The organism is Liquorilactobacillus nagelii DSM 13675 (assembly GCF_019444005.1).
GTDB lineage: Bacteria > Bacillota > Bacilli > Lactobacillales > Lactobacillaceae > Liquorilactobacillus > Liquorilactobacillus nagelii.
Genome location: NZ_CP049304.1, coordinates 130,264 through 143,619, shown reverse-complemented (window position 1 = coordinate 143,619; position 13,356 = coordinate 130,264). Strand labels below are relative to the sequence as shown.

The following is a 13,356-nucleotide window of genomic DNA, read 5'->3' as shown; positions in this document are numbered from 1 at the left end:
TAGGAAGCTTTTATTAGTTGCGCAATTTAATTTTTTTATTCTCCATGTGGGAAAAAGGTTTCTGTTGGATGATCTTCTTCAAAGTCAGCTGCTGCTTTAGCTTGTCCAAAGGCTGAACGACCATCAATAACAATTTCATCTTCAGTTGATTTTGTTTTCTCGGCTAAATTTTCACCCTCAGCTGCTCTTTTTTGCTCCGTCAGTTCCGAACGCAAATCAGCAGTTGCCGTTTTTAACGACGCAAATGCCTGATTTATTTTTTCATTATTTTTTAAATCACTAGCTGTATCAACCACCTTCTGCTTAAAACCTTCAAAGGATGGCTTAAAAGTTTCATCATTGAAAAACTCTCGTGCATATTGATAATAGCGGACACCTGCTTCAGTTCCATCTTCCTTTAACTCTTGTAATTTATTTTTTACATTTTCTTGATTTTGCAAAACTTTCTTAGTAACCACATACGCAGCTATACCGGCAGTAACTGCAAAGAAAACTGAACTCTTTTTAACCATTTAAAAATCCTCCTGACTACTTAATTTAATTTTTTAATATTTCTTTTTTGCGTTGTGCTTTTGGTAAAAGTGCTTAGCTAAATTCCAAGCAACTGCTGTCTTGCCAACTTTTTTCGAAGATGAGGTCATTTTAGTTGCCAAAGAACGACCAGCATCATTCAAGTCAGAAACACTTTCACTTAAATCAGCAACTGTTTGAAAAAGCGGATCAATTGTTTTGACTTTTCCATTAACATCGTTTAATAAATCATTTGATTTTGCTAATAAGGCCTCGACTTCATGTGAAATCGAATCAACATCGCTCGTCAATGATTTGATACTTTGCTGTGTTTCTCTGATAATTTTTACTGTTTTTACCAAGACGGCACACAAAAAAATAACCAGCAAAAGAAACGCTAGTGCCGCAATTAAACCTGCTAGCTGTCCAAACGTAAATGTCATGATATTTCCTCCCCATCTTTTCACTTGCTTTTAGAATAGCATTGCTGGCCTAAAACTGCAATTAAAACAGCGGATACATCTGATTGATAAAGTTCCCTGCAAAATGAACTTTTTTTTGTTATCATAAATACAAGACGCGAAGGAGTAAAAACAATGTATTTTTTTTATTTAAGCAAAAAAGCTGATACGGTAACCTCAACTGTATCAAAACAAATGAATCGTCAAACTAATGTTTTAACTAAATACTTCACCAGCATTAATTGGGACACTGTGCTTGGTAAAATCATCAGTGTTGCAATATCAATTATTTTATTATCAATATTTTTTCTTCTAATCAATTGGATCGGGAAGAAATTCATTCGTCATAGCTTTAAACATACTAAGCGTGGTCAACACCTAACATCAAATCGGATGAACACAATTTACACTTTGTCATTAAATATCTTTCATTATTGTATTTTGTTTTTCTATCTCTATGCGGTTCTCTCAGTACTGGGTATTCCAGTTGGAACACTGATCGCCGGTGCCGGAATCTTGAGTGTTGCCTTAGGTCTTGGTGCCCAAGGCTTTGTAACTGACGTAGTAACTGGTTTTTTTATTCTACTGGAGCAACAATTTGATGTTGGCGATGAAGTTAAAATTGGCTCCATCAACGGGACAATTCATGCTATCGGATTACGAACAACACAAATTGTTGATTACGATGGGACTTTACACTTTATCCCTAATCGCAATATCACTATTGTCAGCAATCTTTCACGAAATGATATGCGAGCTTTAATTGATATTTATTTTGATCCCAATGAGGATATTACTAAAATGTCCAAAATTATTAAAAATGTTAATCAAGAACTAGCTCCGAAATATCCAGAAATTACTCAAGGGCCGACTTTACTCGGTACTATTGATAACGGTCATGGTCAACTGGCACTGCGAGTAATTATCTACACCAAAAATGGTGCTCAGTATACTGTTCAAAGAATTTTTTTAGCAACTTATCTTGAAGAACTATCTAAAGCCGGTTGTAAAATTGCCAATTCACCACTAAATCTAACAACGGCCGATTAATAATTGCTTGAAAATCCAAAAAGGCTAAAAAAGTGACTAAGTTAATTATTAACCTAGCCACTTTCTTAGCTTCTTTCATTAAATCACGAATTTCAATTCACTTTCGGTTCTTTAATTAATCTCCGTTTGTCGTTGTAAAATAAACCCGGTAATAGCAGCTACACCCTTTTGAATAGCTTCTTCTTTTGGTGCCATATGTTCAGAATGTAGTGAATATGGACTATCAACACCCAACCAAAACATTGTCCCAGGAATTTTCGCTAATAGATAGCCAAAGTCTTCACCTGTCATTGCTGGATTAGTCTCTTGAAAAGTAATACCCGGTGTATTTTTCATATACTTAATAAACGCAGATGTTGTTTCCGGATTATTTTCCACTGGATAATAACCACCTTGGTGCAGATCTAATTCTAACTGGCATTCAAATCCAGCAGCAATAGCTTCAGCAATCTTGCGGACTCGTTGTTGAATTTTCAAATTATTTTTTTGTGTTAAAGCCCTAATTGTGCCATCTATCTGAGCACTGCCAGCAATCACATTACCGATCGTTCCTGCAGAAAAGTGGCCCAATGTTACCACTCCCGATTGAATCGGGTCAATATTTCGACTGACAATTGTTTGAATCTGTGTTACAAAAGTTGCACCCGCTACTACCATATCGTTAGCATCTTGTGGAAATGCCGCATGGCCGCTTTTACCAATAAAATGAGCATGAATTTCACAGGTACCAGCAAATAAAGTTCCCTGACAACAACCGATTACCCCAGCCGGCAATTGCGGATTATCATGCAGGCCATAAATTTCATCAGGCATCCATTGATCTAAAATGCCGGCATCATAAAGTTGTTTTCCACCACTAGCATTTTCTTCTGCCGGTTGAAAAATAAAAGTCAAATTAGTTGTTGGTTGGTGCTCAGCAAAATAACTCAAGACACCGATTGCCACCGTCATATGAATATCATGTCCACAGGCATGCATTTTCCCAGGATGTTTTGAGGTGTAGGGTAAACCTGTTGCTTCTGTAACTGGCAAAGCATCAATGTCAGTCCGATATCCAATTGTATAGTTATGATTTTGACCAATTACATGAACTAAAATCGCTGTTTTCCAAGTTTTAATTTCTAACCAAGTCTGGGGCATTTTTTTAATCGTTTGTAATAACAAAGCCTGTGTTTCATATTCTTCCATACCGATTTCTGGAATTTGGTGCAATTCACGCCGTAAAGAAATCAGTTCTGGTTCGCTTAAGCTCATAACATCATTTCCAATCTTTCAAATTAAAGAACTTACAGGTTGCGCAAATCATCCACCAACTCCGTTTTGCCAGCTGCCACGTCAGCAGTGTCTTTAATCTTGCGAGCTGGAATGCCAGCAACAACCGTCCCAGGAGCAACGTCCTTGGTTACAACTGCTCCTGCAGCCACAACTGAACCTTTACCAACACGAACACCTTCTAGAACAACTGCGTTAGCGCCAATTAGAACATCATCTTCAATTACAACTGGTTGAGCAGATGGTGGTTCAACCACGCCAGCTAAGACAGTTCCAGCTCCAATATGGCAATTTTTACCGACTATCGCTCGGCCGCCCAAAACTGCACCCATATCAATCATAGAGCCATCACCGATTTCTGCTCCGATGTTAATAATCGCTCCCATCATAATTACCGCTTTATCACCAATTTCAACTTGATCACGAATAATTGCCCCTGGTTCAATTCGGGCATTGAATTTTTTCTTATCCAATAAAGGTACACCTGTATTGCGTCCATCATTTTCAAGATGGTAAGCCGTAATCTGATTTTGATTAGCTTTTAAAAACGGCTCAACATCCTTCCAATCACCAAACAAAACTCCAGCTTGAGTGCCAAAATAGGCCTCAACTTCTGCTGGTACCTTTAACTGATCCAATTCACCTTTCAAATAGACTTTAACTGGTGTTTGTTTTTTTGCTGTTGCAATTGTTTTAATAATTTCATTAGCGTCTAATTTAACCATTTATCTTACTCCCTAAAATTAATTTTTAGTATCTAATACTGTCTGTATTTTTGGAGAAACAGTGTAATCTTTTTCCAATTCATGAGCAACGAAGTTAATTCCCTTCATAATTTCACGTCTGGTAACAATTCCGGTAAAAATATTATCCCGGTTAACAACGACTAAAAAAGGTTGATCAATTAGTAAATGCAAGATTTCTTCGGCATCATAAGGTAATTGAATTGTCGGTACCTCTGTCTGCATAACATCAGCTACTTTTTTTCGTCCTAAAGTTGAAGGGTCAATTCCATTTAACCCCAGCATCGTTTCAGTCAACATCGCTAAAGATAACAACCCTTTAAAATGTTGGTGTTTATCTAAAACCGGAATTTTCGAATATTTAATTTTTGTCAAAACTAAAAATGCATGGTCGAGATGGTTTGTGTCCTGGACATTAGCTACAATTTCAGCGGGAATTAAAAAACGATCTTGTCGCTGACCTAGCAAATGTTCAACTGATTTGGCAATCACTAGTGTAAACCTCCTTGTACTGCTGACTTCATTTTAGAACGTTTGCAGTATAAAACCAACTATCACAATAAAAAACAACTATTAGCATAAATGCATTATAGTTGATTTTTATTAAGAATAAATTAATTCAATGGATCACCATACCAACGCTGATACATCGAATCAATTACTTTAATTCCATTTAAAGCAAGTTCAGGTGAAACTAATGGGCTAAGTGCCATTTGATGCTGCAAACAATTATTTACATGTTCAACTGCATAAAATAAGCGTCCTTGCTGATTCTCAATTACAAAGCGCTGACTGCCACTTGCCTTTTCCAAAACAGCCGTATCAGTCTGTTGATTAAACTCTGGCAAACGAATAGTACCATCAGTTCCATAAAGTGTTAAATTAGTTTCAATTGAAAAATCAGCTGTGATCATCACATTTGCTAAAACTTTGCCTGCAGTTAACGACAAGTTACACTGCATATCGGCCTGACCAACTTGGTTACTTTCAAAACCATTCCAATTGTCAATTTTATTACCAGTTAATGTTTGAATCATACCCAAAACTGCTGGTCCGCCTTTAAACAAAGCACCACCACCAGCCGATAAATCACTAAAATTATTTGGAATGTTTGGAAGAAAACACTTAACATCAATAAATTTAATTTTTCCAATCTGCTTATCCGTTAGCAATTCCTTAACTTTCGCAACAATTGGGGAAAATAGTGGGGTTTGATTTTCAACTATTAATCTTTTTTGTTGTTTAGCCAGGCGATATAATTCGCTAGCACCAACAAAATGGCGCGTCAGTGGCCCTTCTAATAATAAATGTTTTCCATTTTTGAGCGCTTTTTTAGCAATTTCAAATCGCGATTGCTGAGAAGCAGCCAGATAGACTACATCAAGATCTGCTTGCAATAAAGCCTGCTCATTCGGATAAACTTTAATTTGCGGATCCTGTGCAACTAGTGCTGCTGCGGTTGAACTATTTCCAACAATGCCAACTAACTTAGCTGATTGACTTTCTGCCAAAGCTGTTGCTAAATCAGCAACATCCTTAGCTGATCCAATAACACCATATTTAATTTCAACTGCCATTTCTTCACCTCATCTGAAGTTAATCAATCATCTGGTTCCTGTTATTATTGTAACAGACAATTCGGCAGTTTCGTATCCAAAAAGGACAAAAATCTATTTTCGATAATTATTCATTAGTTTTCGCAACTGCTCTCCTTCAGTTTCACCACCAATAGTCAAACGCAACCAGTCATCTACCAATCCTTTCCGCAGTTGAAACCCATGCTGCAACAAATACTCTGCTAGTTCAAGTGCTCCAGGATAGTAAAAAAAGATAAAATTAGCCTGACTGGGGAAAAACTTAATCTGCTGCTTTTTAAAAAAGATTTGCCATTTTTCTCGTTCTTGAACAGTTTTTAAAATTGAATCTGTGACAAATTTTTGGTCCGCCAGTGCCGCTGTTGCTGCTACTTGAGATATAGAACTCAAATTATATGGTAAGCGAATTGCCTGTAAATAATTAATAACTTTAGGAACTGCATAGGCATAGCCTACCCGATAATTTGCTAAACCATAGACCTTGGAAAAAGTTCGTAAAACAATCACATTAGTAAATTTCCCAACTAGTGGAATCGCACTGGGAGCTGAATTTTGAGTCACATAATCAATATAGGCTTCATCAATAACTACCATTGTCTCTTTTGGGACCTTACTTAAAAATTTATCTAGCTCAGCTACTGAAGTATAAGCCCCAGTCGGATTATTAGGATTACAAAACCAAATCAATTTGGTTTTTGAATTGATTTTTGCCAAAATTGCTGTCAAATCATGCTTGCCTGTAATTGGATCACAAGGAACATCGATCGTTTGTGCTCCTTCAATTTGAGTATGAAGTGCATACTCAGAAAAAGTGGGACTAGTCTGAATCACTTGATCTTCAGGTTGTAAGAAAATGCGCGAAATCATTGTAATAATTTCATCTAAACCGACCCCAAAAACTAATTGATTAGCTGGAATTTGTAATTTTTGGGCAACAGCTTGACGAAGTGTTTGAGCATCACCGTCTGGATAACGATTTGCTTCACTAAAGCTCCAACTAGTTACAGCAGCCTTGACCTTTTCAGAAGTACCAAAAGGATTTTCATTAGCTGATAAACGAATTAATTTTTTTAATCCTAAGCGCCTTTCTACGCTTGCTAACGGTTCTTCTGGAACATAACTGGCAATTTTTTTGACCTGTTCTTTCATTAAAATTTAGCCTCCTTAGTTACATCTAAAGCTTTTTGATTTCCCGTCTTTCTTGTGTCTTGCTCATCAGGCCTTCACGTTTACCCAGCTCTTCTTTGATTTGGTCAAAAGAAACTCCCTGTTCAACTAACAAAACCATCAAGTGATATAAAAGATCTGCTGTTTCATAAACAATTTCACTTTTATCTGGATTTTTAGCAGCAACAATTACTTCAGTTGCTTCTTCACCAACTTTTTTTAATATTTTGTCTAAACCCTTATCAAATAAGTAATCAGTATACGAACCTTTAACCGGATTTTGCTGCCGTTTTAGAACATCTTGGTATAATTCATCAATTTCTTGTTTCATTATTAACTAACCCCTTAGAAAAATTTTTAACTTGATTAAAAAAACAGCTTCGCTGGCCAGTATGACAAGCTGGCCCAGCTGGAATTACCTTCACCAGCAAAGTATCTTGATCACAATCTAAAATCATTTCAACAACTTGCTGTGTATTTCCACTAGTGGCACCTTTATGCCATAACTCTTGTCGTGAGCGAGACCAAAACCATGTTTGACCTGTCGCCAAAGTCTTTTGATAACTATTTCGGTTCATCCATGCAACCATTAAAACATCCTTAGTGGCTTGATCGACTACAACTGTGGTCAATAAACCCTTAGAAAAATCAGGTTCAATCATCGAATAACCACCCCCGCTTGTTTAAGTGACTCCTTAACCTGAGCTATTGTTAACTCACGATAGTGAAAAACCGAGGCAGCCAAAGCACCAGCAACATCAGCTTGTTGAAAAACATCGACAAAATCCTGCAAATTTCCTGCACCCCCAGAAGCAATAATGGGAACATCAACTGCTGCGCCTAATTTTCGATACAAATCAATTGCAAAACCGGTCTTCATGCCATCTTGATCCATACTAGTAATAAGCAATTCTCCTGCACCCAAATTGACCGCGCGTTTTGCCCATTCAACTGCCTCAAATGATGTTTTTTGCCGACCACCATGAGTGTAAACAAAGTGCTTGCCGCTAGCCTGATCTGTCTTGACATCAATTGCTACAACAATACATTGATTACCAAACTTCTTTGCTCCAGCAGTAATCAAACTCGGATTGCTAATTGCTGCCGAATTCAAAGAAATTTTATCAGCTCCCGCTTTAAGCAAAGCTTGAATTTCTGCAATTGATGTAATTCCCCCACCAACTGTTAAGGGCATAAAAACCTGACGGGAAACTTGTTCAACCACTTCAGTCATTGTTTTACGCCGCTGATTAGTAGCTGTAATATCTAAAAAAACGAGTTCGTCAGCTCCCTGTCGTTGATATTCCGCTGCAATTTCAGCAGGATCTCCGACATCAGTTAAGTTAAGAAAGTTTACCCCTTTCTTAACTCTTCCTTGATCAACATCTAAACATGGAATAATTCTTTTAGCTAACACTAGCATTCACCTCGGCAATCTCTTTTAATGAAATGCCACCAACAAAAAGCGCTTTTCCGACAATTACATCTTTAATTTGATATTGTTGTAGTTGCTTAATATCAGTTAAATTGCGAATTCCCCCAGAAGCAACAATGGTACAGTTGTCAAACTGACGCTGCAGTTTTGCTAATAAATCAAAATTTGGGCCTGTTAAAGTCCCATCACGACTAACATCAGTTACAATGAAAACTTTGGCACCAGCTGCCGCTATTTGAGCTATCAATGATGTCATCTTAGTTTGAGTTTGTTCCACCCAACCGTTCACTGCAACTTCTCCATTTTGTCCATCAATGCCAATTGCAATCTTGTTCGGACCATATTTTTTCAACGCCGTCTTGACAAAAGTTGGATCGCTCAAGGCTGCTGAACCGATAATGACTCGATCAATTCCTAAATCTAAATAATAATCTACCGTTGCTAAATTACGAATACCGCCGCCCAATTCTAACAAACCGCTAAAAGCTTGCCGAATGCTCGTAATTACTGTTGCATTTTGTGGCTTTCCGGTTTTGGCTCCATCCAAATCAACTAAATGCAAATAACCTACGTGCGCTTTTTCAAAATTTTCAGCTTGGACCGCTGGACTCTGTTCAATCAATGTCCGCTGATTAAAGTCGCCCTGAAATAGCCTCACACTTTGACCATTTTGTAAATCAATTGCTGGAAAAATCATTTTGCCACCGCCTTTTGCGCAAACGTCTGCAGTACTCGCAAACCAACTGCACCACTTTTTTCTGGATGAAATTGGGTTCCATAAATTTGCTGACGCCGGACCAATGCTGGAACTTGAACGCCATAGTCAGCTGCAGTAACAATGTATTTTAAATCACATTTAACATAATAAGAATGAACAAAATAGGTATATTCATTCGCTAAAAAATCAAAATTCTTTTTAGATTGCAGTAATTGATTTTGATTCCATCCCATTTGTGGAACTCGATAGTTTGTCTCAGTTGGAAAGGCTACTACCTTTCCTGGAATCAAGCCTAACCCTGCATGATTACCATACTCAGTTGAATTTTCAAATAACATTTGCATCCCTAAACAAATTCCCAATAACGGCTTTCCCGCAAGTGCCTCATGTTTAATCAAGTTTGCTAATCCACGTTCTTGTAATGTTGCCATAGCTGGGCCAAAAGCGCCAACCCCTGGTAAAATCATTCCATCGCAATTTTTTATTTGTTGGGGATCAGCTGTTAAAGTTGTGGGTATTTTGAGATAGTCAAATGCCTTTTTTACATTATAGGTATTGCCAGCATCATAGTCGATAATCACCAACATCTAAATCACGCCCTTTGTTGAATTAACTCCCTGAATTTCAGAATTAATGGTCACTGCTGTTCTCATTGCCCGACCAAGTGCCTTAAATAAGCTTTCAATTTTGTGATGAGTATTACGACCATATAAAATTGTGGCGTGTAAATTCATTTGGTTGCTGAAAGCTAATGCTTGAAAAAAGTCTTCAGTTGTCTCAGTTTCAAAGCTCCCTAAACGGGGATTATCTAACTCAGCCTGAAAAACTAGGTAGGCTCGACCACTCAAATCTACACAGACTCGACCGAGCGTTTCATCCATCGGTACAAAGGCGGTGCCATAACGTTCAATTTGTTTTTTATCACCCAAGGCTTGTTTAAAGCATTCTCCTAAAACAATTCCTGTATCCTCAACTGTATGATGCGGGTCGACTTCTAAATCTCCCTGAGCTTTAACGGTCAAACCGAATCGTCCATGTTTGGCAAAAAGTGTTAACATATGATCAAAAAAGCCGATCCCCGTATCAATATCAATTTCACTTTGCTGATCAAGATTTAGGTTAACCATGATTTGTGTTTCGGCTGTTTTTCTAGTAATTGTCGCACTTCGCATTTAATTTTCCTCCTTCAGATTTTTAAAGCGTTGTTCAACTGCTCGCGCATGAGCCTCTAATCCTTCAGTCCGCGCCAATTTAGTAATATCAGCTATATCAGCTGCCAAGGCTGCTTGAGAAAATTGAATAAATGATGTCTTCTTAACAAAATCATAGACACCCAATGGAGAAGAAAATTTTGCTGTTCCTCCAGTTGGCAAAACATGGTTTGGACCTGCCAGATAATCACCCAACGGTTCAGAAGCATAACGTCCAAGAAAGACTGAACCGGCATTACGAATGTAGCTCAAATATTGGCTTGGATCAGCTAATTGAATTTCTAAATGCTCAGGTGCTACTTCGTTCATCAAATCAAACATTTCGGAAACTGATGGCATTACCGCAATAAATCCACGATTTTCAACAGCTGTTTGAGCAATTTCTCTTCGTGGCAAATCAACTAACTGTTGATCAACTGCTTGACTAACTTTTTTTGCTAAACTAAGGCTATCGGTGATTAGCATTGGCCTTGCTCGTCGATCATGCTCGGCTTGAGATAACAAATCTGCTGCCAATTCCGCTGGATCAGCCGTCTCATCAGCTAAAATACCAATTTCCGATGGGCCAGCAACCATATCAATGGCCACTTGACCAAAAACTTGTTTTTTTGCTGTAGCTACATAGATGTTCCCCGGTCCCACAATTTTATTAACAGCTGGAATCGATTCAGTTCCATAAGCCAAAGCCGCAATTGCTTGAGCACCACCAACCTGATAAACACTATCAACACCGGCAATTGCCGCCGCCGCTAGAACAGCTGGATTAATTCCACCCTTTTGCGGCGGGGTAACCATAATAATTTGATCAACTCCTGCAATCTTAGCTGGCAGAGCACTCATCAAAATCGTCGATGGGTAAGCCGCTGTCCCACCTGGAACATAGATACCAACTCGTTGTAATGGGGTAACCTTTTGTCCTCGAATAATTCCAGCAACACTCGTGTCAATGAAACCTGATGTTAATTCTTTTTCATGAAAACTAATAATATTCTTTTTGGCATGCTCCAGTGCCTGACGCAATTCGGGAGAAATTTTTTGCAAGGCTTGTTGAATCTCCGCTGTAGGGACAATGAAATCTTCAATTGATGTTCGATCAAATTTCAACTCATATTCCCGCAATGCTTGATCTTTTTTTTGACGAACATTTTCAATTATTTCACTTACTTGCCGTTCAATTGTAAAATCTGATGTCTGCTGAGTATAATTTTTTACAATTTGTTTCATTTTTGCTAAAGATTCTTGATAGATTTTCATTTAATTCGACTCCCTTGATTTCCAGATTGATTTAAATCTTGTACTACTGACATTAACCGATCAACAAGTGAAAAGATCTCAGTTGCATGCTGCTTCAAAGACATTCGATTTGCTACTAATCTAGTTGATACTAAGTCCAAATAGTCATAAACGTATAAATTATTTTCGCGTAAAGTACTGCCAGTTTCTGTAATATCAATAATTGCATCTGCTAAACCAATTAGGGGGGCTAGTTCAACTGAGCCTTCAATTTTGATGATTTCAACGTCGCGTCCAAGTTTTTCAAAATAACGTTGAGTAATTAATGGATACTTAGTCCCAATTACCTTACGTCCCGGTTGATTAAAATTAAAATTATTAGTTGAAGCTAAAACAAATTGACATTGTCCAACTTTAAGATCTAACAACTCTGCTTGTTGATTGCGCTGCTCAGTCAAGATATCACTTCCAACAATTCCAATATCAACCGCACCAGCATTCAAATAAGTAGTAACATCTGGTCCTTTGGCTAAGATAAATTGAAACTCACCGTTGGCAGTATTAATAATCAACTTGCGATTTTTTTCTTTTAACAATGAACAATTGATCCCAGCCGCCTCCAATAGTGGTAGTACCTGATGTTCTACCCTCCCTTTAGTCAAAGCAATTTTAAGTGACATCTTCCAACTCTCCTTTTGCATTTAAGCGATACAGCTTAACTTGTAAATTTCTCGCATTTCGCTGAGCATGGCGTAAATCATCAGCTAAGCTCAACTCTAATTCGGGATATTTTTGAAAAATTTGAGCAACTGTTGCTAATTGATCTGGTTCAAAAAACAGTAAATCATGTTTTTTATTTCGAGTAATCAAGGTTTCCAGATCAACTAATAAATCTATATCAATTCCCATTCCAACAGCTGGTTCTAATTGAGATTGAAAATTTTTAAGCAATTGATCATAACGGCCACCACTAAACAGATAATCCGAAATATTTTTCATAAACACTTTAAAAGTTAAACCAGTGTAATAATCTTGCGGTGGTGCTGTACTTAAATCAAGCATAATTTGTTGATTGGGCAATCGCTGTGCCCAACTGGCAAATTGAGTAGTTTCAGCAAAGATTTGTTTAGCTGCCGTCGGCAATTCAACCTTATTTAATTGCTGAGAGACTGCTGTAAAACTGCCAAACAATCGTGGCCAAATTTTCAAAAAAGGCATTACTGAATCAGCTTCAAATCGCTTAATCAATTGTTGATAAACTGGTAAATTTTTCTGATAAAGTGCTTGCTTAATTTTTTTACTCAATTTTTCATTTGAAGTAATTGAAGTTAACACTGCATCAACAAAACGGGCATCCCCAAGTTCAACCTGAATATCATTCAAGTGCAAACAGTTACTTAATCGATTAATTAACAGCAAACATTCACATTCAGCTTTACTAGATCCATAGCCAACCATTTCAACACCTGCTTGAGTAAGTTGGTTGTATCTACCAGAAAGTAGTGGAGCAATTTTAAAATGATCACCGACGTAATAAAATTTTTGCGGCAATTTTAAGTTGTTAGCCGATAAAAAGCGGGCAATCGGTAAGGTTAAGTCAGGTCGCAAAACTACTGTTTCATTGTTATGGTCTAACAATTGATAAGTTCTTAACTGCTTCAAATCAAAATCTGCAAAAACTTCTTGGTACTCTAATAATGGCGTTGAAACTTTCATGTAATCTCTTGCTTGTAATTCTTGTTCAATCAGACTAATCACTTTAGTTTTACGACGGGCACGAATTCCAAATTCATCTCTTGTACCTAATGGTAAATTGACCTTATGCATTTTTTCCCTCCTAACAAAAACGTCCCCTTGGCATTTTGCCAAGAGGACGTTCAACCGTGGTTCCACCTCAATTTACTTACTTTTTTCAAAATAAGCCTCATTGCTATTTAATCAGCTAGGATAACGGCCCGACC

17 protein-coding genes and 1 other annotated feature (1 of these 18 only partly in view) are annotated in these 13,356 nt (G+C 37.5%); of the genes, 1 reads left to right on the top strand and 16 read right to left on the bottom strand.

Going from position 1 to position 13,356, the window contains the following annotated elements; all coding sequences use genetic code 11:
- Positions 1-35 precede the first annotated feature (35 nt).
- Positions 36-512 (bottom strand): hypothetical protein, encoded by a 477-nt coding sequence (locus G6O73_RS00700; RefSeq protein WP_057884772.1) that lies wholly within the window; start codon positions 510-512, stop codon positions 36-38.
- Positions 513-545: 33 nt separating this feature from the next.
- A complete protein-coding gene (locus G6O73_RS00695; RefSeq protein ID WP_057884771.1) occupies positions 546-953 on the bottom strand; it encodes a DUF948 domain-containing protein in 408 nt (135 codons plus the stop codon).
- 153 nt (positions 954-1,106) lie between these two features.
- Here G6O73_RS00695 and G6O73_RS00690 point away from each other — a divergent pair, with 153 nt between their 5' ends.
- A complete protein-coding gene (locus tag G6O73_RS00690) occupies positions 1,107-2,021 on the top strand; it encodes a mechanosensitive ion channel family protein (RefSeq protein ID WP_057884770.1) in 915 nt (304 codons plus the stop codon).
- 111 nt (positions 2,022-2,132) lie between these two features.
- Here the strand turns inward: G6O73_RS00690 and G6O73_RS00685 are convergent, their stop codons facing one another.
- From G6O73_RS00685 to G6O73_RS00620, 14 genes are all read right to left on the bottom strand, one after another.
- Positions 2,133-3,275, bottom strand: a complete 1,143-nt coding sequence (locus tag G6O73_RS00685; protein WP_057884769.1) for an N-acetyldiaminopimelate deacetylase — start codon at positions 3,273-3,275, stop codon at positions 2,133-2,135.
- Between the two features lie 32 nt (positions 3,276-3,307).
- Positions 3,308-4,018, bottom strand: a complete 711-nt coding sequence (dapD, locus tag G6O73_RS00680; RefSeq protein WP_057884768.1) for a 2,3,4,5-tetrahydropyridine-2,6-dicarboxylate N-acetyltransferase — start codon at positions 4,016-4,018, stop codon at positions 3,308-3,310.
- 18 nt (positions 4,019-4,036) lie between these two features.
- On the bottom strand, positions 4,037-4,528 hold the full coding sequence (cbpB, locus tag G6O73_RS00675; RefSeq protein ID WP_057884767.1) for a cyclic-di-AMP-binding protein CbpB: 492 nt from the start codon (positions 4,526-4,528) through the stop codon (positions 4,037-4,039).
- 122 nt (positions 4,529-4,650) lie between these two features.
- Positions 4,651-5,613: a Gfo/Idh/MocA family protein gene (locus tag G6O73_RS00670; protein ID WP_057884766.1), complete on the bottom strand. Its 963-nt coding sequence runs from the start codon at positions 5,611-5,613 to the stop codon at positions 4,651-4,653.
- Between the two features lie 93 nt (positions 5,614-5,706).
- Positions 5,707-6,780, bottom strand: a complete 1,074-nt coding sequence (gene hisC, locus G6O73_RS00665) for a histidinol-phosphate transaminase (RefSeq protein ID WP_057884765.1) — start codon at positions 6,778-6,780, stop codon at positions 5,707-5,709.
- A gap of 25 nt (positions 6,781-6,805) precedes the next feature.
- A complete protein-coding gene (hisE, locus tag G6O73_RS00660) occupies positions 6,806-7,129 on the bottom strand; it encodes a phosphoribosyl-ATP diphosphatase (RefSeq protein WP_057884764.1) in 324 nt (107 codons plus the stop codon).
- Positions 7,113-7,457 (bottom strand): phosphoribosyl-AMP cyclohydrolase, encoded by a 345-nt coding sequence (hisI, locus tag G6O73_RS00655; protein WP_083478415.1) that lies wholly within the window; start codon positions 7,455-7,457, stop codon positions 7,113-7,115. Before hisI ends, hisE begins: the two co-directional genes overlap by 17 nt.
- On the bottom strand, positions 7,457-8,215 hold the full coding sequence (gene hisF / locus G6O73_RS00650) for an imidazole glycerol phosphate synthase subunit HisF (protein WP_057884762.1): 759 nt from the start codon (positions 8,213-8,215) through the stop codon (positions 7,457-7,459). The genes hisI and hisF overlap by 1 nt, the downstream gene beginning before the upstream one ends.
- A complete protein-coding gene (hisA, locus tag G6O73_RS00645; protein ID WP_057884761.1) occupies positions 8,205-8,930 on the bottom strand; it encodes a 1-(5-phosphoribosyl)-5-[(5-phosphoribosylamino)methylideneamino]imidazole-4-carboxamide isomerase in 726 nt (241 codons plus the stop codon). Before hisA ends, hisF begins: the two co-directional genes overlap by 11 nt.
- Entirely contained in the window at positions 8,927-9,538 is a 612-nt protein-coding gene (gene hisH, locus G6O73_RS00640; protein WP_057884760.1) for an imidazole glycerol phosphate synthase subunit HisH, read from the bottom strand. The genes hisA and hisH overlap by 4 nt, the downstream gene beginning before the upstream one ends.
- Complete coding sequence (gene hisB / locus G6O73_RS00635) at positions 9,539-10,123, bottom strand: imidazoleglycerol-phosphate dehydratase HisB (protein ID WP_057884759.1); 585 nt, start codon at positions 10,121-10,123, stop codon at positions 9,539-9,541. It abuts the gene before it with no gap.
- Complete coding sequence (hisD, locus tag G6O73_RS00630; protein ID WP_057884758.1) at positions 10,124-11,416, bottom strand: histidinol dehydrogenase; 1,293 nt, start codon at positions 11,414-11,416, stop codon at positions 10,124-10,126.
- Positions 11,413-12,075 (bottom strand): ATP phosphoribosyltransferase, encoded by a 663-nt coding sequence (gene hisG / locus G6O73_RS00625; protein ID WP_057884757.1) that lies wholly within the window; start codon positions 12,073-12,075, stop codon positions 11,413-11,415. The genes hisD and hisG overlap by 4 nt, the downstream gene beginning before the upstream one ends.
- Entirely contained in the window at positions 12,065-13,222 is a 1,158-nt protein-coding gene (locus G6O73_RS00620; RefSeq protein WP_057884756.1) for an ATP phosphoribosyltransferase regulatory subunit, read from the bottom strand. Before G6O73_RS00620 ends, hisG begins: the two co-directional genes overlap by 11 nt.
- A gap of 39 nt (positions 13,223-13,261) precedes the next feature.
- Positions 13,262-13,356, bottom strand: a binding site (T-box leader) (it continues 129 nt past the right edge of the window).

Bases quoted from the DNA above. Each gene is read 5' to 3' on its own strand.
- G6O73_RS00685 (WP_057884769.1), bottom strand. From the start codon at position 3,275: ATGAGCTTAAGCGAACCAGAACTGATTTCTTTACGGCGTGAATTGCAC.
- hisC (WP_057884765.1), bottom strand. From the start codon at position 6,780: ATGAAAGAACAGGTCAAAAAAATTGCCAGTTATGTTCCAGAAGAACCG.
- G6O73_RS00620 (WP_057884756.1), bottom strand. From the start codon at position 13,222: ATGCATAAGGTCAATTTACCATTAGGTACAAGAGATGAATTTGGAATT.
- G6O73_RS00700 (WP_057884772.1), bottom strand. From the start codon at position 512: ATGGTTAAAAAGAGTTCAGTTTTCTTTGCAGTTACTGCCGGTATAGCT.
- G6O73_RS00670 (WP_057884766.1), bottom strand. From the start codon at position 5,613: ATGGCAGTTGAAATTAAATATGGTGTTATTGGATCAGCTAAGGATGTT.
- dapD (WP_057884768.1), bottom strand. From the start codon at position 4,018: ATGGTTAAATTAGACGCTAATGAAATTATTAAAACAATTGCAACAGCA.
- hisA (WP_057884761.1), bottom strand. From the start codon at position 8,930: ATGATTTTTCCAGCAATTGATTTACAAAATGGTCAAAGTGTGAGGCTA.
- G6O73_RS00690 (WP_057884770.1), top strand. From the start codon at position 1,107: ATGTATTTTTTTTATTTAAGCAAAAAAGCTGATACGGTAACCTCAACT.
- hisH (WP_057884760.1), bottom strand. From the start codon at position 9,538: ATGTTGGTGATTATCGACTATGATGCTGGCAATACCTATAATGTAAAA.
- hisB (WP_057884759.1), bottom strand. From the start codon at position 10,123: ATGCGAAGTGCGACAATTACTAGAAAAACAGCCGAAACACAAATCATG.
- hisE (WP_057884764.1), bottom strand. From the start codon at position 7,129: ATGAAACAAGAAATTGATGAATTATACCAAGATGTTCTAAAACGGCAG.
- G6O73_RS00695 (WP_057884771.1), bottom strand. From the start codon at position 953: ATGACATTTACGTTTGGACAGCTAGCAGGTTTAATTGCGGCACTAGCG.
- hisD (WP_057884758.1), bottom strand. From the start codon at position 11,416: ATGAAAATCTATCAAGAATCTTTAGCAAAAATGAAACAAATTGTAAAA.
- hisG (WP_057884757.1), bottom strand. From the start codon at position 12,075: ATGTCACTTAAAATTGCTTTGACTAAAGGGAGGGTAGAACATCAGGTA.